Here is a 14,244-nt window from a genome sequence, read left to right as displayed (position 1 = left end):
CCTGACCACTTTTGAAAAACGGAAAAATTTTATTTACGCTTATCAGTTTATTGAGTTGCCTTAATGTCCTTGCACAGACAGGACGTATCAAGGGTATTGTCCTCGACCAGGATAAAAAACCCGTTGAAGGCGTGAATGTTTCTGCCGATGGAAAAACCACGACGACCGACGAAACCGGGTTTTACATGCTGACTGTTCCGGCTAAACAAGAAGTCATCATCGTCTTTTCACATGCGGCTTACGGTAAAGTTTCACAACCTATCCAGGTACGTCCGAATGAGGACCTGGAATTTTATCCGGTTTTGAACCCAACATCGGAACAACTTGGAACCGTTATCATTACACCCGAAAGTCGTCAGCGTGTTTCCGGCGTCACGAATATCGAGCCTGCTACTATAAAGACTATTCCAGGCGCCAATGCTGGAGTCGAAAATATCCTAAAGACCTTACCCGGCGTCAATTCCAACAACGAACTCAGTACGCAATATTCGGTTCGCGGTGGAAATTACGACGAAAACCTGGTCTATGTAAATGAGGTCGAAGTCTATCGTCCGTTCCTGATTCGCTCCGGCCAGCAGGAAGGTTTGAGTTTCACAAATACCGACCTGGTTGAAAACGTCGATTTTTCCGCCGGCGGATTCCAGGCCAAATACGGTGATAAATTATCATCGGTACTCGACATCACGTATCGGACACCTGAAAAATTCGGGGCATCGGCACAGGCAAGCTTACTCGGTGGTTCGCTTTCTTTGGACATGATTTCCAAAGACAAAAAATGGACGGCCGTCATGGGCGCACGCTACCGCGACAACAGCCTTTTGGTGAAAAGCCAGGAAACCAAAGTCAATTTCCGTCCGAAGTTCTTCGACTATCAGGCTAACGTGGCCTGGCGACCGAATTCGCGTTGGGAAGTGAGTTTCCTCGGGAATATTTCAATCAACAGGTACAATTATCAACCGCTCACACGTCAGACGAATTTCGGTACGATCGATGAACCGATTGCACTTGTCGTATTTTACGAAGGCCAGGAAAAAGATGCGTATGAAACGTATTTTTCCGCTTTGAAAACATCGTTCCGCGTCACCGATACTTTTACGCTGAAGCTTATCGGATCTGCTTATGAAGCCAACGAGCAGGAATATTTCGACATTGCCGCGGCTTATTATTTCGGAGATGTCAACACCGATTTCGGCGGGGACTTTGGAGATGTCAGCATCACCCAAGGCGTAGGCGAACAGCTGGACCATGCTCGTAACGACCTTAATGCGTTTATTGTCAATACAGAACTCAAAGGCATCCACGATCTAAAAGACAGTAACACTCTTATTGAATGGGGCTTTAAATATACCCGTGAAGACATTCGCGACAGGCTTGTGGAATATCAGGTAATCGACTCATCTGGATTTTCATTGAATCCGCCAATTGAATTCCTGCCTACCCGAGATCAACCGTATACACCATACACCGGTCCTCTTGTTCCCTATCAGAATGTCCGTGCCCTGAATTATACGGTAATCGACCGTTTCCAGGGTTATGCCCAATGGAGCCGCAAAGGGCATTTAGGAGAAAGCCAGATCTGGATGAATGCTGGCGTGCGGGCCCACGCATGGAATGTGGACGACAGATCAGGAACAGGCAAATATCAATATACCTTCAGTCCGCGTGCACAATTTACGATCAAGCCGCAATGGAAGCGCGATATGTTGTTCCGATTGTCGGGAGGTTTGTATCACCAGCCGCCCATGTACCGGGAATTGCGTGATTCTTCCGGAACCGTACAGCCTAACGTCAAAGCGCAGCAATCCATCCATGCTGTTTTTGGAGGGGATTACAGTTTCAGGCTGGGCAAAAACAAAAGAGGATTTAAACTTACAGCCGAAGCCTACTACAAAAGTCTGACGGACGTAAATACCTACACTATAGATAACGTACGGATTCGTTATCGGGCAGACAATAACGCAGTCGCTTACGCTTATGGAGCAGATTTACGTCTGAACGGGGAATTCGTTCCGGGAACCGAATCGTGGTTCAGTTTCGGATATATGAAGACCGAGGAAAACCTCAACAACCGCGGATACATTTCACGTCCGACGGATCAGCGTTTGAAATTCGCCGCGCTGTTCCAGGATTTCATGCCGGTCTTGCCAAGCGTCAAAGTATACCTCAATTTGGTCTACAATACCGGATTACCTGGCGGTTCACCTTCTTATGCCGACCCGTATCTGTATCAGACCCGCCTTCGCGATTATCGTCGTGCCGATGTTGGTTTCTCTTATGTATTCACAGAAAACAATTCCAAACGACCTGATGGCCATTGGCTCAAAAAGTTCAAGGATCTGTCTCTCGGTTTTGAAATCTTCAACATGTTCGACAATCAGAACGCCATCACAAATACCTGGGTCAGAGACGTGTATTCCAAAAACCAATACGGAATCCCGAATTACATGACCACAAGGACCTTTAACGTAAAAATCAGCGCACGTCTTTAAACCTCGTTGCTTATCTTTGAATGAATAAACCTTTGGTTCCCATGAAAAAGAAAATTTTGATTTTGCTGCCCGCATTCGCATTAATCATCTGTTCTTGCAAGCAGGAAAAGGAAAAACCCAAGGTTACGTATAAGAACACCACTACAACTGTGGAAACTGCCGTCGATTCGGCCCAGATTGAAATTGCGGATCTTCCTGTCCAGATTCCGGGAACCGATTTTTTACTTCACCCCATTGGCCAATACCGCGTCTATGACGGAAGCCGCAAAACAGGTTATACCTATGAAAGAGGAAGTTTCAATGTCTCGAATTACGGCGAATTCGAAATTACCGGTTTCCTTAATAACATCAAGGTACAACGTGTGGATTCAGACAGCCTCAACGTTATTTTCGACAAACCCGTCATCATCCAGACAGCGACATACTTAAAGACATTCGCAGATAAAAGCAAAGAACATCTTATGGCTTTCACCGTTTCTGACATGGATACGAATCAGGACGGAAAGCTCGATGCAAGCGACATCAAGACGTTGTATTTAGGTGCTATGGACGGAAGCCGAATCACTAAAGTATCACCGGATTATCAGGAACTCATCGACTGGAATTACATCGACAGAACAAACCGGCTTTACTTCCGGACAATCGAAGACACGAATAAAAGCGGGGAATTCGACAAAAATGATGTGCTCCATTATCATTACATCAACCTTTCTGAAAAAGACTGGAAGCCCGTTGAATACAAACCTGTTTGAACCGAAACCCAAAAAAAATAAATAAAAAGCCCGATGATATGTCGGGCTTTTTTATTTGCTTTTTTATGATTCGAAGAATAACGTGTGAACTATATTTTCAAATAACATTTCACACAAAATCTGTGTTAAATCCATTCAGGATATTGGTTTAACACAAAAAGCGTGTTAAATGGATTTATAAAAACGGTTTAACACACCAATACGGTGACTATAACGAATTGATAAAGTTCAAGAGATCGGTGCGCTCAGTAGCCGTAAGCTGTTTGAATCCTTGTTTGGCCTGTTCCGCTTCACCTCCGTGCCATAAAATGGCCTCGGTAATGTTTCTGGCGCGTCCGTCATGAAGTAAATTCGTATGCCCGTTAACGGTTTGGATCAGCCCGATTCCCCATAACGGCTGCGTCCGCCAATCGCTTCCTCCGGCGAGATAATCCTGTGCACCGTCCGATAATCCTTCGCCCATATTGTGCAACAGCATATCTGTATATGGCCGAATGGTCTGGTTCCGAAGACCTACAATCACATAATCGTTTCCGGTCTGCATCATAGGCCTGTGACACCCGATGCAATTGAGCTCATTGAACAATTGTTTCCCTCTCAAGACTCTCTGGTCGTCATAATTGCGGCGTGCCGGAACTGCAAGCGTCTGTGAATATACAATCATGCGGTCAAGGGTTTCATTCGCGATTTCCGGCGAACCACCGTTCGGGATGGCGTTGCAGTCAACTCCTGGCGGACACAATTCATCCGGAAAGAAATAAGACGTGATCCCCATATCCATATGCAAGGCGGTCGCAACCTGTTGTGCGATCGAAGGCTGGTTGGCTTTCCATCCGAAGCGGCCCATTTTCTGGCTGTCGGAGACCATATCGTATACATAATTCGCTTTTCCGGTAATGCCATCACCGTTTGAATCGGCTGCATCTATGAACCCGAGCAAGGTCGATTCCGGGACAGCCTCAAGCAATCCAAGGCCGATCATCTGGTTGGCGACACGAGGGGAAATCATCACGTTCGATGCCAGCGATCCGTAATTGAGGTTGTTGATATGATAGATAGGACGCTGTAAGGTGACGGTAGTTCCATCTGCAAACGTTTCGATTTGTTCCGAATAGGTAATCGTAAAATCTCCTTTTGTCGGTTGCCCAAAAATAGCGCGATCCTGAAGCTGGCCGCCGTAAATAGGATCCCCGATTGGCCCACCATGCGCATCCATTCCCGGAATGCTCAAGCGCAACAGTAGTCCTTTCCCGAACTCACCGTCAAATGCAGGCGGTCTTCCGCGTCCGTCCTTGAAGTGGCAGGATGCACACGAGATCGCATTGAAAAAAGGCCCGATGCCGTCGCGTAATGTCGTTGATGACGGAGCCGTGACCCAATTCTGCCGGAAGAAAGAATTACCCACGCCAAAATCGGCAGCTTCAGTCGGAGTCAGTTGGCTTGAAGCAAACCCGAACGCTTCCACACTCGTATTGGTCACGGTTGAACTTCCGCCTGAAAGCTGTTCGCCTTCTTCGGGAACCAAAGGCTGGTAACTATCCGAATCGGAACAAGACCATAACGATATGGCGAGCAGGCTAAAAAAGGTAATTCTCGAAAATTTCATCTTCATTATAAATCGAAAAAAGTGCCCTCAAATTGAGAGCACTTCAATTTTGTCGCAAAAATAGCTATTATCCGTTAACGGTAACACCTATTGCCTGTGCAGCTGCCAAAAGGTTGGCGCCAAGAACCTGCAATTGATCTACGGTCACTTGTACTTTGGCACCTTCAACAGAACTCGGCCCGCCTGAGATAGCAAGGTCGAACGGAGTCAGGATAGCATTCATATCAGATTGAGCCTCATTGATAGCCGTTTCAGTTGAATTGTAAACGGTACTGTTTGCAGCGCCGACCAGATCAGCCAATGAAGGTCCGTCGACACCGTCGTAATTTCCTTCGTAGATATTGATGATTCCCTGAAGGTTCAAACGGATATCGCGGTGTGTGTTGTCGCTGAAGCAAGAGTGTTCGTCTTCCTGATCCATCCCGATCAAAGCAACCTGCATACGCTCGATAGCCAGTTCAGAGTTAGCCAGGGTTACGATTCCGGTGAAAATGTTACGCAATGCATCGTTTTCCGGCAAAGCCAAAAAGGTAGCGCGGTATACACCTGAAGGTTGCCATTGTTGTACTAAATAATCAAGATTGTCGGTCAGCAAATCGGCACAGGCAGCAAGATAGGCACGGCGTCTGTCCTGATTAGAAGCTGTTCCACCGTCAACGAAATCAGTGTACGGACGTTGGCCCGGAAGATTCGCTGACGGGGCAGTAAGATCTTGTCCCCAAAGCAAAAATTCGATGGCATGATAGCCGACGCTTACGCTTTCTTCGTTCTCAGTCTGGTTGATATCTTCCAGCGTTTGTTTTGAAATCACAGGAAACAAACCTGGATTGTTGATGATTCCGGCATCTGAAGCTCCATCCACATAATCGATGTAAGCTTCGTCAAGAGGCCATGAATTGATAAGTCCTTCCGGTGCATTTTCATCGATGTCGATCGGGCCGCTTGCAAAACGGAAAGCCTCGGTAGTTCCATAGCTTTCACGTGAAGCCAGCCATGCTGTTTTGGCAGCAGCGAAATTTTCTGCTGTCGGAGTCGCATTAAAAGTAGTGATGGCAGTTTCAAGTGCAACGGCATCATCGTATGCATTCAGGTAGTTGCGGTAAGCGATGTCTGCATAATTGGCAATGACAGTGGCTTTTGTAGCTGCCGGTGAAGCGTTATCGTCGTCGCTGCAGGAAGCGAAAAAAACAATTCCGCTGGCGGCCAGTAAAAAAGCTGAAACAGAAAACTTTTTCATATATTTATTTAGATTGATTTAAAATTGTGGCAAATGTATAGGCTTTGAACCGAAAAAAAAACCTCAAAACGAATTATTGCACAAAAAAAATATTCATGGGCTATTCATTAAAAATTGCATCACATTTTATTTAGATTAATTATAATTAACTAATTAGGTTTCTTATTTTTGCAGCCGCGTACACGAAGCCTTAAAAGCAAAAAGTCGCGTAACCCACACTTAATACTTTATTTCAATGAGAACTATTTTTGGTGCTGTTTGCCTGCTCATAGTCCTGAATGCCTGCTCTTCTGACAGCAGCGGAAGTTCAACAACCGACAATTATGACCGCACGGCCCTACTCACGCATTGGGCGGACGACATCATAGTTCCTGCCTTCGAAAATTTCCAGCAGAAAACCAATGCACAAGCTGAGGCGGCACTTAATTTCAGCAACAATCCGACGCAGGAAAACCTGCAGATACTGCGTACATCCTGGTTCGAAGCATACAAAGCGTTGCAATCGGTAACTATGTACGATATTGGTCAAGCCGATGCCTCATCATTCAAAGAAGCAGTCAATACGTTCCCGGCCGATGCCGCCGGAATAGAAAGCAACGTGGCATCCGGAACGTACAATCTGGCACCACTTTCCTCCTATCCGCGCCAGGGATTTCCCGGACTGGATTATATGATTAACGGACTTGGATCTGATGATACCGAAATACTTTCACATTACACCGGAACCGATGCCGCCAAATACAAACAATACCTCAATGACATTTGTACCCGGATCAAAACCCTGACCGATGCTATCGTGAACGACTGGAACAACGGCTACCGCGATACGTATGTGGCCAGCAACGGCTATTCGGTAAGCAGTTCCGTGAACAAGACGACAAACCTGTTCACGAGAAATCTCGAAAAAGACATCCGCAGCGGAAAAATCGGAATTCCGGCCGGCTTGCTTTCGAACAACGTTCCTTTTCCCGACAAAGTCGAAGCGTACTACAAGAATGATATTTCACGTGAGTTGTACCTCATTTCTTTAAAAGCACAGCAGGATTTTTTCAACGGAAAAGCATTCGGAAGCCAAACCAACGGCCTCGGACTGGCTTCTTATCTTGACGCTGTCAACGCACAACGCGACGGCCAGCAACTCAGCGACATCATCAATGCAAAGTTCGATGCGGCTTATACGGCAGGTTCTGGCTTGAATGTCAGTTTTTCGCAACAGATTGTATCAGACAACAACACTTTCATTGCGGCTTACGATGCGCTTCAGGAAGTTGTCGTGGTTACCAAACTCGATTTGCTGCAGGCACTAAATATTACTATCGATTACGTGGACGGAGACGGAGACTAACATGTCACCTGCCGTCAAAAAATACCTGTCGGAACAAACCGACGCTGCAACGCTGGCCTTTTTCAGGCTGGCGTTCGGTTTACTGATGCTTGGCGGAATCATACGTTTCTGGTCAATGGGCTGGATCCGGAAATTCTACATCGACCCGATTTTCCACTTTACCTATTTTGGTTTTTCATGGGTAAAACCGATTGGCGAATGGACACACCTGTTGTTCGTCATTTGCGGATTATCAGCAGTCGCAGTTGCCATCGGATGGAAATATCGATTTGCCATCATCGTCTTCTTTTTGAGTTTCACCTACATCGAACTCATGGACAAAACCACATATCTCAACCATTATTATTTTGTTTCGGTCATTAGTTTTCTCCTGATTTTTTTACCTGCGAACACACTATTTTCGGTCGATTCTTTCAAGAATGGAACTTTTGCGACGGTGCCGAAATGGACAGTCGATTGTATCAAACTGCTTCTTGGAATTGTGTATTTCTACGCCGGATTGGCCAAACTCAACTCAGACTGGCTTTTTGATGCCATGCCTTTGCGGATCTGGCTTCCGGGGAATATGGATTTGCCTTTGATTGGTTCATGGCTCAACAAAATCTGGGTGCAATATGCCTTTAGTTGGATCGGCGCGGTTTACGATTTGCTGGTTCCTTTTTTATTATTGAACAGGAAGACCCGTTTCCCGGCTTTTATCGTCGTGGTGATTTTTCATTTGCTGACTCGGATTTTATTCCCGATTGGTATCTTTCCGTATATCATGATCGTTTCCACGCTGATTTTTTTCGATGCGAAACTGCACAGACGGTTTTTAGTTTGGCTTTCAAATCTGCTACGGTTACAGTCAGCATTACTGGTATCTGATAAAAATCACATCACAGATTTTTCATCGACCGGCAAAATCAAACTCGTTGTCGTAAGTTTGTTCCTGATGTTCCAATTGGTTTTTCCGTTCCGGTATTTGCTTTATCCTGATGAACTTTTCTGGACCGAAGAAGGTTATCGTTTTTCCTGGCGCGTCATGCTGATGGAGAAAGCAGGTTATACTGAATTCACCGTAAAAGATGCCAAAACCGGAAACCAGATCCATGTCAACAATTCAAATTTCCTGACGGCTTTCCAACTGAAACAGATGGCTTTCCAACCCGATTTCATTCTGGAATACGCCCACTTCCTTCATGACAATTATGAAAAACGCGGTATGGCCGACCCGCAGGTATATTGCAAAAGTTACGTCGCCCTCAACGGAAGACTGAGCCGCCCATATATCAACCCCACTGTTAACCTGGCGAAAGAAAGCGAATCCTGGCGCCATAAATCCTGGATTCTTCCATTCAACGATGAGATCAAAGGCCTTTAATACACTTTTACCCCGCTTGTTTTTACTGATTGGTTATGCTGTTTTGGGGCAATCCAAAATTTCTGTTTCGTTTATAGATGCATCGGGCAAAACCATTTCCGGTGTCGACATTTTCAATACGGAGACACGCGAACACTTTACGGCCAATGCGTCGCCATTTGAATTTTCGGTTCCGGAAAACCGGGCTTACGAAATCAGTTTTTACAAAGAAGGTTTTGCGATTGCAGATATGACGATCGGCCCATCAGACAAAACCGTCGAAGTAAACTTACAGCCCATCGAAACCTTGTCAGAAGTCCTGGTGCAGAAAAACCGTGAAAAGGCTTTTGCACTTTCGCAGCTGAAAGACATTGATGAAACCGCGATCTACGCCGGAAAAAAGACACAGGCCATTTCACTCGATAAAATCGTCGCGAACAAATCGGTCAACAATACCAGACAGGTGTATTCACAGATTGCGGGCCTGACCATAAACGAATCGTCTTACGGCGGCTTGCAGCTTTCGATTGGCGGACGCGGCCTCGACCCGAACCGGACGTCTAATTTCAACACGCGCCAGAACGGATACGATATTTCTGCCGATGTGTTGGGCTATCCCGAAAGTTATTACACGCCACCGACCGAAGGCTTGAAGGAAATCCAATTGGTTCGCGGTGCGGCTTCGTTGCAATACGGAACCCAGTTCGGCGGCTTGGTCAACTTCAAGATGAACGAACCTTCGCTTAAAAAAATCGAGCTGACACAACGCAATACGGCAGCGTCTTACGGGTTGTTCACGAATTTTACAAGCCTTTCGGGAACCGATGGAAAGTTCAGTTATTACACCTTTTTCAATTACAAGCAAGGTGACGGATTCCGTCCGAACTGGAATTTTTCAAGCCGCAATATTTTTGTCAACCTCAATTACCAATTCACCCAAAAGACCTCGCTCCATTTTGACTATACGTTGTTCGATTATCTCGAAAAACAGCCCGGTGGTTTGACTGACGCGATGTTTTATGAAGATCCGAAACAAAGCAATCGTTCCCGAAACTGGTTTCAGGTGAACTGGAACTTACTGGCACTGCGACTCAAACACAAATTCACCGACAAAGCAGATTTTTCGCTCCAGGTTTTCGGGCTTGATGCCTCACGTGACGCACTTGGCTTCCGGAGCAACCGTGTTTCTGATCCAGATGATGAAACGTACGGACGCGACCTGATCAAAGGAACGTTTAAAAATTGGGGAGCCGAAGCGCGTTTCCTGCAGAAATACAACCTCAAAGAAAATTCAAGTGCGTTGCTCGTCGGGATGAAATATTACCAGGCCGAAAATACTTCAATCCAAGGTCCGGGAAGTTCGGGAAGCCGACCGGACTTTAATTTTGCCGGTGCTGAATTCCCGAATTACAGGTTCAGTTCCGATTATTCGTATCCGAACCTCAACCTCGCTTTTTTTGCAGAGAATATCTTCAAGCTAAGCCCGAAATTTTCAATTACTCCGGGAATCCGAATTGAAAAGATCCGGACGAAATCTGACGGTTCGTATCGCGAAGTCAATGTCGATTTAGCCGGAAACGTGATTTACGATGTGACCGAACATGAAAACCTCGTCAAAGACCGGAACATCTTTCTGGCCGGAATCGGGTTCAGTTACAAATGGAAACCGACTTTGGAAACCTATGCGAATATTTCACAGAATTACCGTTCGGTGACATTCAGCGATATGCGATTGGTCGCTCCGGGCTTGGCCATCGACCCGAATATTACGGATGAAAAAGGGTTTTCTGCAGACTTTGGAGTCCGTGGAAACCATAACGACAAAATTTCGTTCGATGCCAGTGCTTTTGCGTTGTATTACGATGACAAGATTGGTGAATATCCGACACACAACCCGAATAATGCGGCTTTGGATGTTCGGTACCGAAGCAATATCGGGACGGCTTTGACTTATGGCGTGGAACTTTTAGGCGACTGGAAAATAGACAAGACCTTCTTTGACATACCCGATTTCTCGTGGAATTATTTTGTCAACGTGGCACTTACCGATTCCAAATACCTCAAATCTGACGACGTCCTGGTCGAAGGCAATAAAGTGGAATTCGTGCCTTTGGTCAATCTCAAAACCGGAATGGGCGCGGGTTATAAAAACTTCACGGCCGCATTGCAGCTTACGTATCTGTCGGAACAATTTACCGATGCACGAAATCTGCCATCGGACAAAAACGACAACACACTCGGTATTTACGGACAGATTCCGTCTTATTATGTAGCCGATTTATCGCTATCATACAAATGGAAACGATTCAGGCTTGAAGCGGGCATCAACAACTTCACCAACAACAGCTACTTTACCCGACGCGCCACAGGTTATCCGGGTCCGGGAATTTTACCGAGTGACCCGCGGACTTTTTATGGGACATTGGAGATTAGGCTGTAGGCTTAATGCCGGAATAATTCCTTATGGGTGGCAAAAAAATAAATGGCACCGGGGACGATGACCAAAACAATAGCGGTAATACAGAGGAAAAGAAAAAGCAAATATCTGAGGATAAACATCCCAAGCTCCTTTCCTTTAAAAAACTGTATCATTGTCCAAATCCCAACGCAGAAGATAACGACCGCAACAAGATTTGCCAGTATAACTCCGGTCATCGTTCCCTGATAAAACCAGGTAAGCGGAAAAAAGGCAATGGTAATCAATAAACGCTGGGAGGCACTGAATACATTGAGTATGATATGCTCCACATAATTGTAGCCCCATCCGCGGAAAGCCAGCCACGTGATTCCTGAATATATAGGCAACAGCAAGATTTCCATTAGGGAATAATGTGAAATCCACCATTCCATGCCTTTAAACATCAACTCATTGATTGCAATCTGTTGCTCATTCATGACTGATGTCGCATTCATGACTTCCTGAGTTTTTCGAAAATCTATGTTATGCATAAGCAATCCGTAGAATCCTGCCAGCACAAAAAGCAAAAGAACGGGTTTGTAATAGTTTACGCGTTTGCCGTCTACGAACTCCCGTATGGCATGGCCGGGTCTTTTGAAAAGCTGTGCGATGGTAAAAAGCAAACCTCCGTTCAGGTGCAGGAATGTATACTTTGCCTCGTCGTTCAGGTAGTGCCAGTCGAGACGCGCCGTCTTGGATTTCTGCCCGCAATTGTTGCAATAATTCCCTTCAAATTCGTTCCCGCAGTTCTTGCAGATTATGATTGCCATTGTTGTTTGGTTTGGTGCAAGTATAGGGAATTCGGAGGTTTTGAATTAATAAGTAACGATTAATAATTAACAATTGCCCTAACATTCGTCAGACTCCTATTTTCTAATTATTAATCGTTACTTATTAATTGTTAATTCAAATCAGGATCTCGCTCTCCAGATCGCTCTTCTCAATCCCAAAATCAAAACCGAGTCTTTTGACCAATTCAATTACGAGGTTCTTATACCAGTTTTCCGATTTCGGGTGGATGTAGATGCGTTCGATAAGCTGGCACAGATCGACATCTATCTTAAGACCGTTGTCAATGGTGATGGCCTGGCCCGAGACATCGGTAATGATTCGGATCTCACGTTCGTATTGAAAACTTTTGCGTTTGAAAAGGAACGGAAAAAACGTATTGTCGAACGGAATGTATTCTTTTTTATAGTCAATGTAATTGACTTCTCCAATATATTGTCTGAACGATTGTTCCGGATGAAGTGATTGTTGCAACCTTCCGATAGTCGACTGTATCGCAAGCCCTTCCTGCTTTTGCGTAAAGATCTGCCACATGGCAAATGACTCGTATTCATTCAGGTGCCAGCTCGAAATGACGACTTTTTCGCGGTGCTTTTTGTAGTATTTGAGAAAGTCCGGATTATCTGCAGACAATTTCTTGATTTCATTATAGGTCGGTTCACTGAATGTGCCTTCGTGCTGGTCTTCGAACTTGTCCGACCGCGACATAAACAGCTGTTTATTCAGAAGTAAGTCAACCAGTTTGGACAAATCGAGGTATTTCCAGACGACGGTATCGGGATCTTCGGGTAGTTTGATGTGTTCGTCGTGGATGTACAAGGGAGTTCAAAAGTTTTTGGTTCGGAAGTTCGGAAGACTTAATTGAAAGTTCGAAGTTTTTGGTTCGTAAGATCGGAAGACTTTGCTTAAAGATAGAACGTTTAGGGTTTACCGAAAAAATATTCTTATGAACAATAATCCGTATTGAAATATCTACCGAACTTCCGATCTTCCGATCTTCCGAACTTTTGAACTTTTAAAAGCCAAGCCGTCTTTTGACTTCTGCCCAGGTTTGATCTCCATTTTCAGTGCGTACTTTCGGAGTGAAATCTTCTCGCGGCGTTCCGTTTACATGATACAATCGCTCTGTGGGAATCTGATACCCGATTTTGGATTCGGACAACTGGAAATTTGAGATGGCACCAAGAAGTCCGGCCATTTCAGTTCCTATTACCGTTGCATTTTTCATGGCATCGAAACCAATCGCGATACCTTCGCCCATGCTTCCTGTCCAATGGCCTACGAGGACATATACTTTTCCGTTGTATTTTGTCTTCCTCGGAACTACATATTCAACCCATGACCTCTTGGTTTCAAATTCTTTTTCATCAAATTCATGTTGCTGATACGGCATTTTCTCAGATATAAACCGCCCCATAATGGCACGCGCGACCGTTGTATTTCCACCACCCGGAGTTTCGGTCAGGTCAATTACCAGATATTTCGTTTTGGAAAATGTATCGAGAACTGAATCAAATTCGGCAATCAAACCAGTATTGCCAAGTGAATTATTTATTTTGATGTAACCGGTTTGCGGAGACAGTAATCTGGAGTCAAGAATGTTTTCCGTTTGACTTACCACAACTGCATCCGGAAAGTAATCTTTTTCGATCCCGTTTTCAACTACCGTTATTTTTCTGGGTTTGTCGTGCGTTCCGGCGAAAAGCATAGCCATCGCATAGTCGTACATTTTCAGGTTAAAGGTTTCGACAGACTTTGGCAGGAACTGATTTAATTGAGGACCGATTTCCTTGTCGTTGAACTTTGTGATGTGCATTCCGATTTTCAGCCCGCATTTTTCAGCACCGAAGCCTTTTCGCAAATCCTTTATTGCATAATCGTTTCCGACCTTTTCCACCCATATATCGGAACCCGACGGCACGATCCGATTGGAAGAATTCAGGTTTGTGTTTAAGGAAACGTGGCCGTTGTAAAATTCATTGAGCATATTTTCCAACAGCCGGATGAATTCTTCCCGGTTTTTTAGAACTGAAACTTTCGGGGAATAAATCGATTTTGCCTTTTCAACATCAATATGCTGCTGGTCCAGATAAGCGTAATTGTCTTTGACATCCTTCCAGAATTCATCAAAATCTTTTTCATATGTGGTTTGTCCGATAGCGTGGCTTGTAACCAGAAGCAATAAAAGAAAGGCGTTTTTCAAAGTACGGATGGTTTAATCGGTTA

General features: G+C 45.1%; 10 protein-coding genes. 5 read left to right on the top strand and 5 right to left on the bottom strand.

Annotated features, from left to right (window positions below):
• The first annotated feature begins 11 nt into the window (after positions 1-11).
• On the top strand, positions 12-2,489 hold the full coding sequence (locus tag G6047_RS08605; RefSeq protein WP_235946522.1) for a TonB-dependent receptor: 2,478 nt from the start codon (positions 12-14) through the stop codon (positions 2,487-2,489).
• Positions 2,490-2,530: 41 nt separating this feature from the next.
• Positions 2,531-3,241: a hypothetical protein gene (locus G6047_RS08600; RefSeq protein ID WP_169527199.1), complete on the top strand. Its 711-nt coding sequence runs from the start codon at positions 2,531-2,533 to the stop codon at positions 3,239-3,241.
• Between the two features lie 208 nt (positions 3,242-3,449).
• On the opposite strand, the gene G6047_RS08595 is transcribed toward G6047_RS08600, so the two are convergent.
• Together G6047_RS08595 and G6047_RS08590 are read right to left on the bottom strand one after the other, a co-directional pair.
• On the bottom strand, positions 3,450-4,847 hold the full coding sequence (locus tag G6047_RS08595) for a di-heme oxidoreductase family protein (RefSeq protein ID WP_211165411.1): 1,398 nt from the start codon (positions 4,845-4,847) through the stop codon (positions 3,450-3,452).
• Positions 4,848-4,914: 67 nt separating this feature from the next.
• Positions 4,915-6,084, bottom strand: a complete 1,170-nt coding sequence (locus tag G6047_RS08590) for an imelysin family protein (RefSeq protein WP_169527198.1) — start codon at positions 6,082-6,084, stop codon at positions 4,915-4,917.
• Between the two features lie 235 nt (positions 6,085-6,319).
• On the opposite strand from G6047_RS08590, the gene G6047_RS08585 reads away from it, so the two are divergent.
• The 3 genes from G6047_RS08585 to G6047_RS08575 are packed head-to-tail and all read left to right on the top strand — an operon-like array spanning position 6,320 to position 11,211.
• Positions 6,320-7,429 carry an imelysin family protein gene (locus G6047_RS08585; protein WP_169527197.1) on the top strand — a complete coding sequence of 370 codons (1,110 nt, stop codon included), beginning with the start codon at positions 6,320-6,322 and terminating at the stop codon, positions 7,427-7,429.
• A gap of 1 nt (position 7,430) precedes the next feature.
• Complete coding sequence (locus tag G6047_RS08580) at positions 7,431-8,792, top strand: HTTM domain-containing protein (protein WP_169527196.1); 1,362 nt, start codon at positions 7,431-7,433, stop codon at positions 8,790-8,792.
• Between the two features lie 16 nt (positions 8,793-8,808).
• On the top strand, positions 8,809-11,211 hold the full coding sequence (locus G6047_RS08575; protein WP_235946521.1) for a TonB-dependent receptor family protein: 2,403 nt from the start codon (positions 8,809-8,811) through the stop codon (positions 11,209-11,211).
• Positions 11,212-11,213: 2 nt separating this feature from the next.
• Here the strand turns inward: G6047_RS08575 and G6047_RS08570 are convergent, their stop codons facing one another.
• The 3 genes from G6047_RS08570 to G6047_RS08560 all read right to left on the bottom strand — a co-directional run bounded on the left by G6047_RS08570 (position 11,214) and on the right by G6047_RS08560 (position 14,221).
• The gene (locus G6047_RS08570; RefSeq protein WP_169527194.1) at positions 11,214-11,999 is read right to left on the bottom strand and encodes a DUF3667 domain-containing protein; all 786 of its coding nucleotides are present in this window, start codon (positions 11,997-11,999) and stop codon (positions 11,214-11,216) included.
• Between the two features lie 136 nt (positions 12,000-12,135).
• Positions 12,136-12,837 (bottom strand): hypothetical protein, encoded by a 702-nt coding sequence (locus G6047_RS08565; RefSeq protein WP_169527193.1) that lies wholly within the window; start codon positions 12,835-12,837, stop codon positions 12,136-12,138.
• Positions 12,838-13,033: 196 nt separating this feature from the next.
• A complete protein-coding gene (locus G6047_RS08560; RefSeq protein ID WP_169527192.1) occupies positions 13,034-14,221 on the bottom strand; it encodes a S41 family peptidase in 1,188 nt (395 codons plus the stop codon).
• Positions 14,222-14,244: the final 23 nt, after the last annotated feature.

It is taken from the genome of Flavobacterium silvaticum (assembly GCF_012911565.1).
Lineage (GTDB): Bacteria > Bacteroidota > Bacteroidia > Flavobacteriales > Flavobacteriaceae > Flavobacterium > Flavobacterium silvaticum.
Note: the sequence above shows the minus strand (reverse complement) of the source record. Positions and strands in the feature narration are given on the sequence as shown.

Excerpts from the sequence above, each read along its gene's own strand:
- G6047_RS08580 (WP_169527196.1), top strand. The coding sequence starts at position 7,431 with ATGTCACCTGCCGTCAAAAAATACCTGTCGGAACAAACCGACGCTGCA.
- G6047_RS08600 (WP_169527199.1), top strand. The coding sequence starts at position 2,531 with ATGAAAAAGAAAATTTTGATTTTGCTGCCCGCATTCGCATTAATCATC.
- G6047_RS08595 (WP_211165411.1), bottom strand. The coding sequence starts at position 4,847 with ATGAAATTTTCGAGAATTACCTTTTTTAGCCTGCTCGCCATATCGTTA.
- G6047_RS08590 (WP_169527198.1), bottom strand. The coding sequence starts at position 6,084 with ATGAAAAAGTTTTCTGTTTCAGCTTTTTTACTGGCCGCCAGCGGAATT.
- G6047_RS08570 (WP_169527194.1), bottom strand. The coding sequence starts at position 11,999 with ATGGCAATCATAATCTGCAAGAACTGCGGGAACGAATTTGAAGGGAAT.
- G6047_RS08585 (WP_169527197.1), top strand. The coding sequence starts at position 6,320 with ATGAGAACTATTTTTGGTGCTGTTTGCCTGCTCATAGTCCTGAATGCC.